This window comes from Pseudomonas kairouanensis (assembly GCF_004682055.1).
GTDB classification, from domain to species: Bacteria; Pseudomonadota; Gammaproteobacteria; order Pseudomonadales; family Pseudomonadaceae; genus Aquipseudomonas; species Aquipseudomonas kairouanensis.
The window spans coordinates 192,785-208,812 of sequence record NZ_QUZU01000002.1 but is presented as its reverse complement, the minus strand read 5'-3'; the positions used below and the strand labels follow the sequence as shown (position 1 = coordinate 208,812).

The 16,028-nt window shown below is 58.7% G+C and carries 12 protein-coding genes; 2 read left to right on the top strand and 10 right to left on the bottom strand.

The annotated features are described in order from the left end of the window. Nucleotides 1-2: 2 nt before the first annotated feature. From lpdA to sdhC, 7 genes are all read right to left on the bottom strand, one after another. On the bottom strand, nt 3-1,439 hold the full coding sequence (lpdA, locus tag DYL59_RS03355) for a dihydrolipoyl dehydrogenase (RefSeq protein WP_135287895.1): 1,437 nt from the start codon (nt 1,437-1,439) through the stop codon (nt 3-5). 100 nt (nt 1,440-1,539) lie between these two features. Then, on the bottom strand, nt 1,540-2,760 hold the full coding sequence (gene odhB / locus DYL59_RS03350) for a 2-oxoglutarate dehydrogenase complex dihydrolipoyllysine-residue succinyltransferase (protein WP_135287894.1): 1,221 nt from the start codon (nt 2,758-2,760) through the stop codon (nt 1,540-1,542). Nucleotides 2,761-2,804: 44 nt separating this feature from the next. Then, nucleotides 2,805-5,636, bottom strand: a complete 2,832-nt coding sequence (locus DYL59_RS03345) for a 2-oxoglutarate dehydrogenase E1 component (RefSeq protein ID WP_135287893.1) — start codon at nt 5,634-5,636, stop codon at nt 2,805-2,807. A gap of 262 nt (nt 5,637-5,898) precedes the next feature. Next, nucleotides 5,899-6,603 (bottom strand): succinate dehydrogenase iron-sulfur subunit, encoded by a 705-nt coding sequence (locus DYL59_RS03340; protein ID WP_003172807.1) that lies wholly within the window; start codon nt 6,601-6,603, stop codon nt 5,899-5,901. 11 nt (nt 6,604-6,614) lie between these two features. Beyond that, nucleotides 6,615-8,387: a succinate dehydrogenase flavoprotein subunit gene (gene sdhA / locus DYL59_RS03335; protein WP_010211741.1), complete on the bottom strand. Its 1,773-nt coding sequence runs from the start codon at nt 8,385-8,387 to the stop codon at nt 6,615-6,617. A 3-nt stretch (nt 8,388-8,390) separates the two neighbouring features. Next, complete coding sequence (gene sdhD, locus DYL59_RS03330; protein ID WP_016974690.1) at nt 8,391-8,759, bottom strand: succinate dehydrogenase, hydrophobic membrane anchor protein; 369 nt, start codon at nt 8,757-8,759, stop codon at nt 8,391-8,393. Further along, entirely contained in the window at nt 8,753-9,127 is a 375-nt protein-coding gene (gene sdhC, locus DYL59_RS03325; RefSeq protein ID WP_016979564.1) for a succinate dehydrogenase, cytochrome b556 subunit, read from the bottom strand. The genes sdhD and sdhC overlap by 7 nt, the downstream gene beginning before the upstream one ends. A 364-nt stretch (nt 9,128-9,491) precedes the next feature. Here sdhC and gltA point away from each other — a divergent pair, with 364 nt between their 5' ends. Continuing rightward, nucleotides 9,492-10,781 (top strand): citrate synthase, encoded by a 1,290-nt coding sequence (gltA, locus tag DYL59_RS03320; RefSeq protein WP_003210575.1) that lies wholly within the window; start codon nt 9,492-9,494, stop codon nt 10,779-10,781. A 264-nt stretch (nt 10,782-11,045) separates the two neighbouring features. Here the strand turns inward: gltA and DYL59_RS03315 are convergent, their stop codons facing one another. The 3 genes from DYL59_RS03315 to DYL59_RS03305 form a co-directional block, all read right to left on the bottom strand. Next, entirely contained in the window at nt 11,046-12,704 is a 1,659-nt protein-coding gene (locus DYL59_RS03315) for a cation acetate symporter (RefSeq protein WP_135287892.1), read from the bottom strand. Beyond that, nucleotides 12,701-13,012, bottom strand: coding sequence for a DUF485 domain-containing protein (locus tag DYL59_RS03310; protein ID WP_016972153.1), 312 nt, complete (start codon nt 13,010-13,012; stop codon nt 12,701-12,703). The genes DYL59_RS03315 and DYL59_RS03310 overlap by 4 nt, the downstream gene beginning before the upstream one ends. 272 nt (nt 13,013-13,284) lie before the next feature. Then, nucleotides 13,285-14,136 (bottom strand): glycine betaine ABC transporter substrate-binding protein, encoded by an 852-nt coding sequence (locus tag DYL59_RS03305; RefSeq protein WP_135287891.1) that lies wholly within the window; start codon nt 14,134-14,136, stop codon nt 13,285-13,287. Nucleotides 14,137-14,468: 332 nt separating this feature from the next. On the opposite strand from DYL59_RS03305, the gene DYL59_RS03295 reads away from it, so the two are divergent. Beyond that, the gene (locus DYL59_RS03295; protein ID WP_135287890.1) at nt 14,469-16,022 is read left to right on the top strand and encodes a glycoside hydrolase family 17 protein; all 1,554 of its coding nucleotides are present in this window, start codon (nt 14,469-14,471) and stop codon (nt 16,020-16,022) included. Nucleotides 16,023-16,028 lie beyond the last annotated feature (6 nt).

The following is a 16,028-nucleotide window of genomic DNA, read 5'->3' as shown; positions in this document are numbered from 1 at the left end:
GCTTAGCGCTTCTTGCGGTTGGCGATGTGGATGGCGCCGCCATTCACAGCCAACGCTGCTTCGTGCAACGCTTCGGACAGGGTTGGATGGGAGAAGACCATCATGCCCAGGTCCTCGGCACTGGTGCCGAATTCCATACCGATTGCGCCTTGCTGTACCAGTTCTGCAGCGCTTGGGCCAATTACGTGGACGCCCAATACGCGGTCAGTCTTGGCATCAGCGATGACCTTGACAAAACCACCGGTGTCGTTGGCTGCCATGGCACGGCCAGAAGCGGCAAACGGGAAGGTGCCGACGTTAACTTCAACGCCTTCAGCTTTCAACTGCTGTTCGTTCTTGCCGACCCATGCAATTTCCGGGTGGGTGTAGATAACCGATGGAATCAGGTCGTAGTTCATCTGGGTTTTGTGGCCCTTGATGCGCTCGACAACCATGATGCCTTCTTCGGAAGCCTTGTGCGCCAGCATCATGCCGCGAACCACGTCGCCGATGGCGTACACGCCAGGTACGGAGGTTGCGCAGTGATCGTCAACGTGGATGAAGCCACGCTCGTCGATGCTCACGCCGCTGTCAGCTGCCAGCAGGTCGGTGGTCACTGGACGACGACCAACGGCAACGATCAGCTTGTCGAACGTGATGGTTTTCTCGCCATCTTTGTCGGTGTAGTTAACGACAACTTCTTCGCCGTTGACTTTCGAGCCGGTCACGCGAGCGCCCAGCTTGATGTCCAGACCTTGTTTGGTCAGGGTTTTCAGCGCTTCTTTGGACACTGCGGTGTCGGCAGCCAGCAGGAACGTGTCCAGGGCTTCCAGCACGGTTACTTCCGAACCCAGGCGGGACCAGACCGAACCCAGTTCCAGACCGATCACGCCAGCGCCGATCACGCCCAGACGCTTAGGCACCGCTTGGAATTCCAGGGCGCCGGTCGAATCGACGATCACGTTCTGGTCAACTGGAGCAGGTGGAATGTCGATTGGACGCGAACCTGGAGCCAGGATCACGTTTTCAGCTTCGATGACTTCAACCGAACCGTCTGGCTTGGTGATTTCAACTTTCTTGCCAGCCAGCAGCTTGCCGTGGCCTTGCAGGGAAGTCACGCCGTTGGCCTTGAACAAGGTAGCAACGCCGGAGGTCAGGCCTTTAACGATGTTGGCTTTACGGCCGACCATTGCTGGCACGTCCATGGTTACGCCAGCATGGTTGATGCCGTGGATCGCGAAGCCGTCCTGGGCTTCGTGGAATTTCCAGGAGCTGTCCAGCAGCGCCTTGGAAGGAATGCAACCAACGTTCAGGCAAGTACCGCCCAGCGCCAATTTGCCTTCCTTGTCGGTGTATTTTTCGATGCAAGCAGTCGAGAGGCCCAGTTGTGCGGCCTTGATAGCGGCAACGTAGCCGCCAGGACCTGCACCAATCACTACAACGTCGAATTTCTGCGTCATGAAAATAGTTCCTCTATTCAGCGACAAGCTTCAAGCGACACGTTGCAAACCAGGCTGCTTTTTCCTACAGCCTGTAGCTCGCAACGTGTTGCTGCGTCTTTTAGATGTCCAGCAGCAGACGAGCCGGGTCTTCCAGCAGGTTCTTGATGGTCACCAGGAAAGTCACGGCTTCTTTACCATCGATCAGGCGGTGATCGTAGGACAGTGCCAGGTACATCATCGGGCGGATCACGACTTGGCCGTTGATGGCCATCGGACGCTGGATGATGTTGTGCATGCCCAGGATCGCAGCTTGCGGCGGGTTGACGATCGGCGTCGACATCATCGAACCGAAGGTACCACCGTTGGTGATCGTGAAGGTACCGCCGGTCATCTCGTCGATGGTCAGCTTGCCGTCACGGGCTTTCTTGCCGAAGCCGGCGATGCCGCCTTCGATTTCAGCCAGGCTCATCAGCTCGGCGTTACGCAGAACCGGAACCACCAGGCCACGGTCGCTGGACACGGCAACGCCGACGTCTGCGTAGCCATGGTAAACGATGTCGCCGCCGTCGATGGAAGCGTTGACTGCCGGGAAGCGCTTCAGCGCCTCGGTGGCCGCTTTCACGAAGAACGACATGAAGCCCAAGCGCACGCCGTTATGGCTCTTCTCGAACAGATCCTTGTACTTCGAACGCAGCGCCATGACTTCGGTCATGTCGACTTCGTTGAACGTGGTCAGCATGGCCATGTTCGACTGCGCTTCAACCAGACGCTTGGCCACGGTGGCACGTACGCGGGTCATCGGTACGCGCTTCTCGGTACGGTCGCCAGCGGCGAATACCGGGGCAGCGGCAGCCGGGGCTGCAGCCTTGGCAGGTGCGGCAGCTGGAGCGTTTTTCTTGGCTTCTACAGCGGCAACCACGTCTTCCTTGGTCACGCGGCCATCTTTGCCGGTGCCTTTGATGGAAGCCAGGTTGATGCCGTTTTCTTCAGCCAGTTGACGCGCAGCTGGAGCAGCGATTGGATCTTCAGCGCCAGCAGCCGGGGCGGCGGCAGGAGCCGAAGCAGCCGGTGCAGCGGCAGCAGGAGCAGCGGCAGCAGCGCTGCCCTCTTCGATCGAGCCCAGCACCTGGTTCGACAGAACGGTAGCGCCCTCTTCGGCAACGATTGCGCCCAGCACGCCGTCAGCTTCGGCCAACACTTCCAGAACGACTTTGTCGGTCTCGATGTCGACGATCAGGTCGTCACGCTTGACGGCCTCACCTGGTTTCTTGTGCCAGGTGGCAACGGTGCCATCGGCAACCGATTCCGGGAATGACGGGGCTTTGATTTCGATAGCCATTATCTGTGGGTCCTTAAAATTCGGTTTCAGTCAGCGCGAAGGCGTTAAACAGTGAAAGCATCTTGCAGCAGTTTTTCCTGCTGCTCGGCGTGCATCGACGCATAACCACACGCAGGCGCTGCCGAAGCATCGCGACCGGCGTATTCCAGGCCCAGCGCCTTGTTATGGTTGCCAATGCTGCGACGCAGGTGATGCTGGCTGCTGTACCACGCGCCCTGGTTCATCGGTTCTTCCTGACACCACACCACATTGGTGAGGTTGGTGTAAGGCGCGATGGCCTCCATCAGGTCGTCTTCCGGGAACGGGTAAAGCTGCTCGATACGCACGATGGCGATGTCTTCGCGGCCTTCGGCACGGCGTTTTTCCAGCAGGTCGTAGTAGACCTTGCCGCTGCACAGCACCAGGCGAGTCACTTTGGCCGCGTCCAGCGCGTCGATTTCCGGGATCACGGTCTGGAACGAACCATCCGCCAGATCTTCCAGGGTCGAGATGGCCAATTTATGACGCAGCAGCGACTTTGGCGTCAGCACTACCAGCGGCTTGCGCAGCGGGCGGATGACCTGGCGACGCAGCAAGTGGTAGATCTGGGCCGGGGTAGTCGGCACGCACACCTGGATGTTGTGCTCGGCACACAGCTGCAGGTAACGCTCCAGACGGGCCGAGGAGTGCTCCGGCCCCTGACCTTCATAACCGTGTGGCAACAGCATGGTCAGACCGCACAGGCGACCCCACTTGTGCTCGCCGCTGGTGATGAACTGGTCGATAACCACCTGGGCACCGTTGGCGAAGTCGCCGAACTGGGCTTCCCAGATCACCAACGCGTTTGGCGTGGTGGTGGAGTAGCCATATTCGAACGCCAGTACGGCTTCTTCGGACAGGAACGAATCGTACAGGTCGAAACGTGGCTGGCCTGCGTACAGGTTCTGCAACGGGATGTAGGTGCCCGCGTCTTTCTGGTTGTGCAATACCGCGTGACGGTGCGAGAACGTACCACGGCCGATGTCCTGGCCGGTCATGCGGATCGGGTGACCTTCGAACGCCAGGGTCGCGTACGCCATGGTTTCGGCGTAACCCCAGTTGATCGGCAGGCCGCCGGCTTGCATCTTCTGACGGTCTTCGTAGATCTTCGCAACCTGGCGCTGCACCACGAAGCCTTCTGGGATTTCCAGCAGCTTGGCGGACAGTTCCTGCAAGGTCTTCAGGTCGAACGAGGTGTCGTGACGCGCGGTCCAGGTGTGACCCAGGTAAGGACGCCAGTCGACGAACAGCTCTTTGTTCGGTTCCTTGACCAGGCTTTTCACTACGTGCAGACCGTTGTCCAGCGCGTTGCGGTATTCATCGATCTTCGCCTGAACACGCTCTTCATCGATCACACCGGCCTTGGTCAGGCTTTCGGCGTACAGCTCACGGGTGGTGCGCTGCTTGGTGATCTGCTGGTACATCAACGGCTGGGTGCCGCTAGGCTCATCCGCTTCGTTGTGACCGCGACGGCGGTAGCAAACCAGGTCGATAACCACGTCACGCTTGAACTGCATGCGGTAGTCGATAGCGAGCTGGGTCACGAACAGGACGGCTTCCGGATCATCACCATTCACATGGAGGATCGGCGCCTGGATCATCTTGGCAACGTCGGTGGCGTACTCGGTGGAGCGCGCATCCAATGGGTTGCTGATGGTGAAGCCAACCTGGTTGTTGATGACGATGTGAACGGTACCGCCGGTCTTGAAGCCGCGAGTCTGCGACATCTGGAACGTTTCCAGGACCACGCCTTGACCGGCGAATGCCGCGTCACCGTGGATGGAAATCGGCAGGACTTTTTCACCGGTGGTGTCGTTACGACGATCCTGGCGAGCACGGACCGAACCCTCGACCACTGGAGAAACGATTTCCAGGTGGGATGGGTTGAAGGCCATGGCCAGGTGAACTTCACCGCCTGTGGTCATCACGTTGGACGAGAAGCCCTGGTGGTACTTGACGTCACCGGAACCCAGCTCGACCTTCTTCTTGCCTTCGAACTCGTCGAACAGCTCACGCGGGTTCTTGCCGAAAGTGTTGACCAACACGTTCAGGCGACCACGGTGAGCCATGCCGATCACGATTTCCTTGGTGCCGTAGGAACCGGAACGCTGGATCAGCTCGTCGAGCATCGGGATCAGGCTTTCGCCGCCTTCCAGACCGAAACGCTTGGTGCCCGGGTATTTGGTACCCAGGTATTTTTCCAGGCCTTCGGCAGCGGTGACGCGCTCAAGCAGGTGGCTGCGTACATCGGCGGACAACACCGGACGACCACGCACGCCTTCCAGACGATGCTGGAACCAGTGGCGTTGCTCGGAATCGGTGATGTGCGTGAACTCAGCGCCAATGGTGCGGCAATATGTCTGCTGCAACGCTTCGTGAATTTCGCGTAGGCTCGCTTCCTCTTTGCCGATGAACAGGTCGCCGGCACGGAAGGTCGTATCAAGATCGGCATTGGTCAAGCCGTAATGATTGATCGACAGGTCAGCAGGTGCAGGACGCTTCCAGAGCCCCAGCGGGTCAAGCTGGGCCGCCTGGTGGCCACGCATCCGGTAGGCCTGGATCAGTCGCAGTACTTCAACTTGCTTCTTCTCATGCTCACTGCTCACGCTGCCGGCGGAAACCGGTTGGGCGCGGCGCTGGTTCTTTGCCAGCAGCACGAACTGATCGCGAATTGTTGCATGCGATACATCGGTGGCAGCGTTGCCGTCTGAAGACAACGTCTGAAATTTGGTGCGCCATTCTTCTGGCACAGCGTTAGGGTCGTGCAGGTAGAGCTCATAAAGCTCTTCCACATAGGCAGCGTTACCACCTGAAAGATAGCCGCTGTTCCACATGCGCTGCATCACGCTTTCTTGCATGCTTGGTCACCCTCGATTTGGGGACACCACCGGCGAAAACACCGAGTTTGCTTGCAAAAGGCCAAGTGCAGCGACCAAAACAAGCCACTTAGGATCACGCTGATAGTTCGGGTACCAACCCGAATGCCCCTGCTTGTCTCATTTCTTCAAAATAAGAGCTGCGGCTTTGTAAGTCGCTGCTCAAGTTAAAACTACGGCGCCGGTTGAAGCCTGCGCCGTAGCATTTACGGGCACAACGGTCCTGCCTTTACTACAACGTCAGTTACACGCCGCTCTGCAGCAGCATGTTACGGATGTGACCAATGGCCTTAGTCGGGTTCAGGCCTTTGGGACATACGTTGACGCAGTTCATGATCCCGCGGCAGCGGAATACGCTGAACGGGTCATCCAGCGAAGCCAGACGCTCGGACGTCTTGGTGTCACGGCTGTCTGCCAGGAAGCGGTACGCTTGCAGCAGGGCAGCTGGACCCAGGAACTTGTCCGGGTTCCACCAGAAGGATGGGCAAGAGGTCGAGCAGCAAGCGCACAGGATGCACTCGTACAGACCGTCAAGCTTCTCACGCTCTTCCGGGGACTGCAGACGTTCGATGGCCGGAGCCGGCGTGTCGTTCTGCAGGAACGGCTTAACTTTCTCGTATTGCTTGTAGAAGATGCTCATATCGACGACCAGGTCACGGATAACCGGCAAACCTGGCAATGGACGAACGATCAGCTTGTTGCCTTTAACCACGGCGGACAGCGGCGTGATGCACGCCAGGCCGTTTTTGCCGTTGATGTTCATGCCGTCGGAACCGCACACACCTTCACGGCAAGAGCGACGATAGGAGAAACCTTCGTCCTGCTCTTTGATCAGTGCCAATACATCCAGCACCATCAGGTCTTTACCACCGGTATCGACCTGGAATTCCTGCATGAACGGCGCAGCGTCCTGATCAGGGTTGTAGCGATAAACACTGACTTTCAACATGGCAGCCACCCTTAGTAAGTCCGAATCTTCGGTTCAAACGTCGGAACCGTCTTCGGCGAGAAGTTCACGGCACGCTTGGTTACGCGCTTGTCACCCGGGAAGTACAGGGTGTGGCACAACCAGTTTTCGTCGTCGCGGTCTTCAAAGTCTTCACGGGCGTGGGCACCACGGGATTCTTTACGAACCTCGGCGGCGATTGCCGTCGCTTCAGCCACTTCCAGCAGGTTTTGCAGCTCAAGGGCTTCGATACGAGCCGTGTTGAACGCCTGGCTCTTATCGTTGATCTTGACGTTGGCGATGCGCTTGCGCAGATCAGCCAGCTGGGCAATGCCCTTCTGCATGTATTCGCCGGTACGGAACACACCGAAGTAGTTCTGCATGCAGCTTTGCAGCTCGCGACGCAGGGTTGCCACGTCTTCGCCATCAGTGCGCTCGTTCAGAGCGTTCAGACGTGCCAGGGCAGCTTCGATGTTGGCGTCGGTGGCGTCATCGTATTCGATGCCGTCGGTCAGCGCTTTTTCCAGGTGCAGGCCAGCAGCACGGCCGAATACCACCAGGTCGAGCAGCGAGTTGCCGCCCAGGCGGTTGGCACCGTGGACCGATACGCAAGCCACTTCACCTACTGCAAACAGACCGTGGATGATCTCGTCTTCGCCTTCGGCGTTCTGGGTGATCGCCTGGCCGTGAATGTTGGTCGGCACGCCGCCCATCATATAGTGGCAAGTAGGTACAACCGGAACCGGAGCAACCACCGGGTCAACGTGGGCAAAGGTCTTGGACAGCTCGCAGATACCAGGCAGGCGGCTGTGCAGTACTTCTTCGCCCAGGTGATCGAGCTTGAGCAGAACGTGGTCGCCGTTCGGGCCACAGCCGTTGCCGGCGATGATCTCTTTAACCATCGAACGAGCAACCACGTCACGACCGGCCAGGTCTTTCGCGTTCGGAGCATAACGCTCCATGAAACGCTCGCCATGCTTGTTGATCAGGTAACCACCTTCACCACGGCAGCCTTCGGTAACCAGTACACCGGCGCCGGCGATACCGGTTGGGTGGAACTGCCACATTTCGATGTCTTGCACCGGTACGCCAGCACGCAAGGCCATGCCTACGCCGTCACCAGTGTTGATCAGGGCGTTGGTGGTCGAAGCGTAGATACGGCCTGCACCGCCGGTCGCCAGCACGGTGGCCTTGGCGCGGATGTAGGTGGTTTCACCGGTTTCGATGCAGATAGCGATCACGCCGACGAATTCGCCTTGGGCGTTCTTCACCAGGTCGACAGCGTAGTACTCGTTCAGGAACGTGGTACCGGCTTTCAGGTTGCCCTGGTAGAGGGTGTGCAGCAGCGCGTGACCGGTACGGTCGGAAGCAGCGCAGGTACGGGCAGCCTGCCCGCCCTTGCCGTAATCCTTCGACTGACCGCCGAATGGACGCTGGTAGATACGGCCTTGCTCGGTACGGGAGAACGGCAGACCCATGTGGTCCAGCTCGAACACCGCAGCCGGGCCTTCCTGACACATGTATTCGATAGCGTCCTGGTCACCGATATAGTCGGAACCCTTGACGGTATCGTACATGTGCCAGCGCCAGTCATCGTTCGGGTCGGCGGACGCGATGGCGCAGGTGATGCCACCCTGGGCCGAAACGGTGTGGGAACGGGTCGGGAACACCTTGGTGATCACGGCAGTCTTGTGACCGCCCTGGGCCAGCTGCAGCGCAGCGCGCATACCAGCACCGCCGCCACCAATAATGATGGCGTCGAATGAAATAGTTGGAATGTTAGCCATGAATCAGATACCCCAAAGAATCTGCACACCCCAGACGAAGTAAGCGAACATCGCGACGCCGCAGACTGCCTGGAAGAGAAAACGTACTGCAGTCGCGGACTTGCCCAGCGCCATCGGCGTCAGGTAGTCGGTCGCGATGGTCCACATGCCAACCCAGGCGTGAGCGCCCAGGGCTACAAGGGCCAGCAGACTGAAGATTCGCATCGCATTGTGGGAAAACAGGCCATGCCATTGCTCATAGCTGATGCCTGGATTTGCGACGAGGTATCCGATCAGGAAAATGAAATAAGCCGCGAGAACGACCGCAGACACACGTTGTGCCATCCAGTCATAGAGGCCCGAACGCGAAAGGTTCGTAACGCTGGTTACCATATCCAAACTCCTGCCAGAACGATCAGCACCACGGAAATGGCGATGATGATTTTCGAGCCCAGGCGGCCGCCTTCGAGCGTCTCACCGATACCCGCATCCATGATCAAGTGGCGCACACCGGCAACCAGGTGATACAGCAGAGCGGACAGGAGGCCCCATGCTACGAACTTGGCCAGCGGGCTGGTCAAGCATGCCTTCACCTCGGCGTATCCTTCCTCGGAACCCAGGGATTTGCTCAATGCATAAAGCATGATGCCCAAGCCCAGGAAGAGGATGATGCCGGAAACACGGTGCAGGAACGACGTAACGCCGGTGATGGGGAGTTTGATGGTCCTTAGGTCTAGGTTTACAGGTCGTTGGCTATTCACGGCTTTTTTTCACACTGAAGAGCCCCTAACAATCAGGGCAAAGTTGTTGGGGAGTGCACTGGTCAGGTAAGCACCACCCAGGGAGTGCGACCCCCAATGAAAGCAAGCCCAAAAGCCCTTGGCGGTCGGTGGCCGAGTATAGACAGTTAGGTTACTAATGACAACGCGCTCACCTCACCCTAATAGCTGATTGCGCTGGCGAGATAAAAGGCGTAAATGGCGGTCAATTTCGAGGAAAAAGTACGGTTAAAGCCTTCTGGGGCAAGACTTTAGGCAAATTGACATCTGAATTTATCTCACTATAGTGGTGCGGGCCCTGCGTGGGGGGTCTGTCTGATGATTTGAAGCATAAATAGGAGGCCACATGGCTGACAAAAAAGCGCAGTTGATCATCGAGGGCGCAGCCCCCGTCGAGCTGCCCATTTTAACCGGCACCGTTGGTCCCGATGTTATCGACGTACGGGGCCTGACGGCCACGGGCCGTTTCACATTCGACCCAGGCTTCATGTCGACCGCCTCTTGCGAGTCGAAGATCACCTACATCGATGGTGATAATGGCATTTTGCTGCATCGCGGCTACCCGATCGAGCAACTGGCCGAGCAATCGGACTACCTGGAAACCTGCTACCTGCTGCTAAATGGCGAATTGCCAACAGCCGAGCAAAAAGCCCAGTTCGTCAGCACCGTGAAGAACCACACCATGGTTCACGAGCAGTTGAAGACCTTCTTCAACGGCTTCCGTCGCGACGCCCACCCAATGGCCGTCATGTGCGGTGTAGTCGGCGCCCTGTCAGCCTTCTATCACGACTCCCTCGACATCAATAACCCGCAGCATCGCGAAATCTCCGCGATCCGCCTGGTTGCCAAGATGCCGACCCTGGCCGCAATGGTTTACAAGTACTCCATGGGCCAACCCATGATGTACCCGCGCAACGACCTGACGTACGCGGAAAACTTCCTGCACATGATGTTCAACACCCCGTGCGAGATCAAACCGATCAGCCCGGTGCTGGCCGCCGCGATGGACAAGATCTTCATCCTCCACGCCGACCACGAACAGAACGCCTCTACCTCTACCGTACGTCTGGCAGGCTCTTCGGGTGCCAACCCGTTCGCCTGTATCGCCGCCGGTATCGCTGCACTGTGGGGCCCTGCCCACGGCGGTGCGAACGAAGCCGTATTGACCATGCTCGATGAAATCGGCGATGTGTCCAACATCGACAAGTTCATTGCCAAGGCCAAGGACAAGAACGATCCGTTCAAGTTGATGGGCTTCGGTCACCGGGTCTACAAGAACCGCGACCCGCGCGCCACCGTCATGAAGAAGACCTGCGACGAAGTGTTGAAGGAACTGGGCATCAAGAACGATCCGCAACTCGAACTGGCCATGCGCCTGGAAGAGATCGCCCTGACCGACCCGTACTTCATCGAGCGCTCGCTGTACCCGAACGTCGACTTCTACTCGGGGATCATCCTCAAGGCGATCGGCATTCCAACCAGCATGTTCACCGTGATCTTCGCCCTGGCGCGGACCGTGGGCTGGATCTCCCACTGGAAAGAAATGCTCTCCAGCCCGTACAAGATCGGCCGCCCGCGCCAGCTGTACACCGGCTACGAGTCGCGTGACATTACCAAGCTGGAAGATCGCAAGTAAGCCTTTAGCTACTTGGTTGTACTGAGAACGGCCTCCCTTAGTGGAGGCCGTTTTTATTTGTGCAGGATTCGGGAAACTGTTTTGCCTGAACTGACGCTATCGGGGGCAAGTCCCCTCCCACATTAGACTGCATTCCAACCGATGCACTCGGTTAACTGTGGGAGGGGGCTTGCCCCCGATAGCAATAGACCAGCCACCCCAAAACCTTCAGGCAAAAAAATACCCCGGCCTTTCGACCGGGGCATTTCTTATCCAGCGACAACCTTAGTGATTAACCGCCCCACTCGCCCCCAGGCCAGTCTGCGAACGCACAAACTGCGGGAAGTACAGCGCACGCTCTTTCTCTGCCGCCGCCGACTTGTCGGTGATGGAGAAGAACCAGATGCCGACGAACGCGATGATCATCGAGAACAGCGCCGGGTACTCGTAAGGGAAGATGGCTTTTTCATTGTGCAGGATCGAGACCCAGATGGTCGGGCCAAGGATCATCAGGCCTACGGCGCTGACCAAGCCCAGCCAGCCGCCAATCATGGCGCCACGGGTGGTGAGGTTTTTCCAGTACATGGAAAGCAGCAGCACCGGGAAGTTACAGCTGGCGGCAATGGAGAACGCCAGGCCAACCATGAACGCGATGTTCTGGCTTTCGAACAGGATACCCAGGCCGATCGCCAGTACGCCCAAGGCAATAGTGGTGATCTTCGATACACGAATCTCATCCTTATCGTTGGCCTTGCCTTTCTTGATCACGCTGGCATACAGGTCATGGGACACCGCCGAAGCACCAGCCAGGGTCAAACCGGCAACCACCGCAAGGATGGTGGCAAAGGCCACGGCCGAGATGAAGCCCAGGAAGATGCTGCCGCCCACCGCGTTGGCCAGGTGCACCGCCGCCATGTTGTTACCACCGAGCAAGGCGCCTGCCGCATCCTTGAACGCCGGGTTGGTGCTGACCAGCAGGATCGCGCCAAAACCGATGATAAAGGTGAGGATGTAGAAGTAGCCGATGAAGCCTGTTGCGTAGAACACGCTCTTGCGCGCTTCTTTGGCATCGCTGACGGTGAAGAAGCGCATCAGGATATGCGGCAGGCCAGCGGTACCGAACATCAGCGCAAGCCCGAGGGAGAATGCTGAAATCGGGTCTTTCACCAGGCCGCCGGGGCTCATGATCGCCTCGCCTTTCGGGTGAACCTTGATCGCCTCGGAGAACAATGCGTTGAAGTCGAAGTTGACGTGCTTCATCACCATCAGCGCCATGAACGAAGCACCGGACAGCAGCAACACTGCCTTGATGATCTGCACCCACGTGGTCGCCAACATGCCGCCGAACAGCACGTACAGGCACATCAGGATACCTACCAGGATCACCGCAACGTGGTAGTCCAGGCCGAACAGCAACTGAATCAGCTTGCCCGCACCAACCATCTGCGCAATCAAGTAGAACGCCACCACCACCAGCGAGCCACAGGCCGACAGGCTGCGGATCTGGGTTTGCCCAAGGCGGTACGACGCCACATCGGCAAAGGTGTATTTGCCCAGGTTACGCAGGCGCTCGGCGATCAGGAACAGAATGATCGGCCAGCCCACCAGGAAGCCGATCGAGTAGATCAGGCCGTCATAACCAGAGGTATACACCAGCGCGGAAATCCCCAGGAAGGACGCCGCCGACATGTAATCGCCCGCAATCGCCAGACCGTTCTGGAAACCGGTGATCTTGCCGCCGGCCGCATAGTAGTCGGCTGCCGATTTGTTGCGCTTGGACGCCCAGTAGGTGATGCACAAGGTGGCACCGACAAACGCGACAAACATCACGATGGCCGATACGTTCAGGGGTTGTTTGTGCACTTCGCCGGTCAATGCATCCGCCGCCCAGAGGGCCGGGGCAAAGAACGAAGCGCCGAGTAGTGCCAGTAGACGACCGATCATTGCGCAGCCTCCTTGAGAATCGCATTGTTCAGGTCGTCAAATTCGCCATTGGCCCGGCGCACGTAGATGCCGGTCAGGATGAAGGCGGACACAATCAGTCCGACGCCCAGGGGAATGCCCCAGGTAATCGAGGAACCGGGGCTGAGCTTGGCCCCCAGCACTTGTGGCCCGTAGGCGATCAACAGGATGAAAGCGGAGTAAAGCCCTAGCATGATCGCCGAGAGAATCCAGGCGAACCGTTCCCTTTTCCTTACCAGCTCCTTGAAGCGCGGGCTGTTTTGAATCGAGAGGTAAATGCTGTCGTTCATTGTTTTTATCCTCGCAGCACAGCTTTTTTATTATTTTGGAACGTATCCACTGTATGCGGCTGCCGTAGAGGTTCCAGACGACCTTAGTCTTAGATCGAGTGTAGCGAGGGATTGTGAGGACGCAGGAGGATTTGCAGAGGGTGAAATCAATGTGGGAGGGGGCTTGCTCCCGATAGCGGTGTATCAGTCACAGAGGTACTGACTGTCACACTGCTATCGGGAGCAAGTCGAACCGTCGCACCGCCCCTCCCACAGGGGTATATCAGTGAATGTTATTTAGCGGTCCACTCAGCTACGCGCTCAGGGTGCTTGGCCACCCAATCCTTGGCTGCTGCATCAGGCTTGGCGCCTTCCTGGATGGCGAGCATGACTTCGCCGATTTCATCCTTGGAGGCCCACTGGAATTTCTTCAGGAAGGCCGCGACTTCCGGCGCTTTCTTCTCCAGGCCCTTGCTGCCGATGCTGTTGACGGTTTCAGCAGCACCATAAATCCCTTTTGGATCGTCCAGGAAGCGCAGCTTCCACTTGGCGAACATCCAGTGTGGCACCCAACCGGTGACCGCAATCGACTCCTGCTTGTCTTCGGCGCGGGTCAGTTCGGCGATCATCGCAGCGCCCGAGCTGGCTTGCAGCTTGTAGTCCAGGCCATAGGCCTTGATGGCTTCGTCGGTCTTGAGCATTACGCCAGAACCTGCGTCGATGCCGACGATCTTGTTCTTGAAGGTGGTGTCGGTCTTGAGGTCTTCGATGGACTTGGCCTTGACGTACTCCGGCACGATCAGGCCGATTTTCGCATCCTTGAAGTTGGGGCCGTAGTCGACCACCTTGTCTTTGTTCTTGGTCCAGTATTCGCCGTGGGTCACGGGCAGCCAGGCCGAGAGCATGGCATCGAGTTTGCCGGTGGCCACGCCTTGCCACATGATCCCGGTGGCGACCGCTTGCAGCTTGACGTCATAACCGAGCTTTTGTTTGATCACCTCTGCCGCTACGTGGGTGGTGGCCACGCTGTCGGACCAGCCGTCTACGTAGCCGATGCTCAGGGTCTTGCTGTCGGCGCTGGCCAGTGTGGAGCTCATCGCAACTACCAGAGTGGCAGCTGCGCCCAAGAGTCGTCGCATCTTCATAGTACTTCCCCGAAAGTGCTGCGCCCGACGGATGCCGAGCGACGTCAACCTGTTGTTATGTGGTGCTCCGCGCCCCCTTCACGCGCATGGATCCGGCTGCCTTCCTATCAGTGGAGTGCTGACACTTGGATCATCAACCCGACGGGCCCTTGGACCTGCTCTGTCAGCGACCTCATGCAAGCAGGAAACGACATCACAACGCCAGTAGGATGCTTTGTAGGACTTGACGTCAAAATCCCGCCCGAACTTTGCATGTCAAAATTATGCAGCCCCACTGGGATGGGCCAATTCCGGGTAAGATGCGCGCCTTTGCTCCCCCAGATAAGCCAACCATGCCTGCGACTGCCCGCTTCCCTGCCCTGCCCTATTTCTTCGCCTTGCTCCTCGGCCTGTTGGCCCTGGTGGGTTACTGGTATGGCCTCGGCCGGCCGGTGGTATTGCCGGACGCGGCCAGCGCCAGCCACAAGATGCAGTGCGCGTCCTACACACCGTTCGATAAAGACCAATCCCCCTTCGACCAGCCGTTCAAGCTGCGCCCCGAGCGCATGGACGCCGACCTGGCGCTGCTGGCCACCCGCTTCGAATGCATTCGCACCTACTCCATGACCGGCCTGGAAGCCCTGCCGGACATGGCGCGCAAGCATGGCTTGAAGGTGACGGCGGGCGCCTGGGTCAGCAGTGACCCGGTGGCGACCAAGAAAGAAATCAATGAACTGATCGCCTCGGCCAACGCCCACCCAGATGTCATCACGGCGGTCATCGTCGGCAACGAAGCGCTGCTGCGCAAAGAAGTCACCGCCAAGCAGTTGGTGGCACTGATCCACACGGTCAAAAGCCAAATCAAGCAGCCAGTGACTTATGCAGATGTGTGGGAGTTCTGGCTGCAGCACCCGGAAATCGCCCCGGCCGTGGACTTCCTCACTATTCACCTGCTGCCGTACTGGGAAGATGACCCGTCCGGCATCGACCAGGCGCTCAAACATGTGGGCGATGTGCGCCAGACGTTCGGCAACAAGTTTGCGCCCAAGGACATCCTGATCGGTGAAACCGGCTGGCCCAGCGAGGGCCGCCAACGGGAAACTGCCGTACCGAGCCGGGTCAACGAAGCCAAGTTCATGCGTGGGTTCGTCGCCATGGCCGAGGCCAATGGCTGGCACTACAACCTCATCGAAGCCTTCGACCAGCCGTGGAAGCGTGCCAGCGAAGGTGCAGTGGGCGGCTACTGGGGCCTGTTCGATGCAGATCGCCAGGACAAGGGCATCCTCGCCGGGCCGGTGACCAACCTGCCGTACTGGCCGCTGTGGCTGGGGGTTGGCGGGGTTATCCTGCTGGGCACCTTGGTACTGGGCGGTCGCGTCCGTAGCACGCGCGCGGCCATTGCCCTACCGCTGCTGGGCGCTGTGGCTGCATGTTCGATTGGCGCCTGGGCCGAGCTGACCCGTGTCACTGCGCGCTTTAGTGATGAGTGGGTATGGGCAGGGTTGCTGCTCGCATTGAACCTGCTGGTACTGGCCCATGGCGCACTGGCCTTGAGCGCACGCGAACACTGGCGCGGCCGTGCGTTCACCTGGCTGGAACAACGGGCAGGCTGGCTGGTGGCAATTGCCGGGTTCGCGGGGGCAGTGATGATGCTGATGCTGGTGTTTGACCCGCGCTATCGCAGCTTCCCGAGCGCGGCGCTGGTGCTGCCGGCGCTGGTGTACCTGGTGCGTCCGGTGACGGGGCCACGTAGGGAGATCGCTCTGCTGGCCTTTATCATCGGTGCCGGCATTGCGCCGCAGTTGTACCGTGAGGGCTTGATGAACCAGCAGGCTTGGGGTTGGGCGGTGGTTAGCGCTCTGATGGTTGCAGCCTTGTGGCGGTGCTTACGGGTGCGCAAGGCTTAATACTAT

What these genes read in the sequence shown, in the direction of transcription:
- DYL59_RS03295 (WP_135287890.1), top strand. Translation starts at nt 14,469, where the DNA reads ATGCCTGCGACTGCCCGCTTCCCTGCCCTGCCCTATTTCTTCGCCTTG.
- gltA (WP_003210575.1), top strand. Translation starts at nt 9,492, where the DNA reads ATGGCTGACAAAAAAGCGCAGTTGATCATCGAGGGCGCAGCCCCCGTC.
- DYL59_RS03345 (WP_135287893.1), bottom strand. Translation starts at nt 5,636, where the DNA reads ATGCAAGAAAGCGTGATGCAGCGCATGTGGAACAGCGGCTATCTTTCA.
- DYL59_RS03310 (WP_016972153.1), bottom strand. Translation starts at nt 13,012, where the DNA reads ATGAACGACAGCATTTACCTCTCGATTCAAAACAGCCCGCGCTTCAAG.
- sdhA (WP_010211741.1), bottom strand. Translation starts at nt 8,387, where the DNA reads ATGGCTAACATTCCAACTATTTCATTCGACGCCATCATTATTGGTGGC.
- DYL59_RS03305 (WP_135287891.1), bottom strand. Translation starts at nt 14,136, where the DNA reads ATGAAGATGCGACGACTCTTGGGCGCAGCTGCCACTCTGGTAGTTGCG.
- odhB (WP_135287894.1), bottom strand. Translation starts at nt 2,760, where the DNA reads ATGGCTATCGAAATCAAAGCCCCGTCATTCCCGGAATCGGTTGCCGAT.
- DYL59_RS03315 (WP_135287892.1), bottom strand. Translation starts at nt 12,704, where the DNA reads ATGATCGGTCGTCTACTGGCACTACTCGGCGCTTCGTTCTTTGCCCCG.
- DYL59_RS03340 (WP_003172807.1), bottom strand. Translation starts at nt 6,603, where the DNA reads ATGTTGAAAGTCAGTGTTTATCGCTACAACCCTGATCAGGACGCTGCG.
- lpdA (WP_135287895.1), bottom strand. Translation starts at nt 1,439, where the DNA reads ATGACGCAGAAATTCGACGTTGTAGTGATTGGTGCAGGTCCTGGCGGC.
- sdhD (WP_016974690.1), bottom strand. Translation starts at nt 8,759, where the DNA reads ATGGTAACCAGCGTTACGAACCTTTCGCGTTCGGGCCTCTATGACTGG.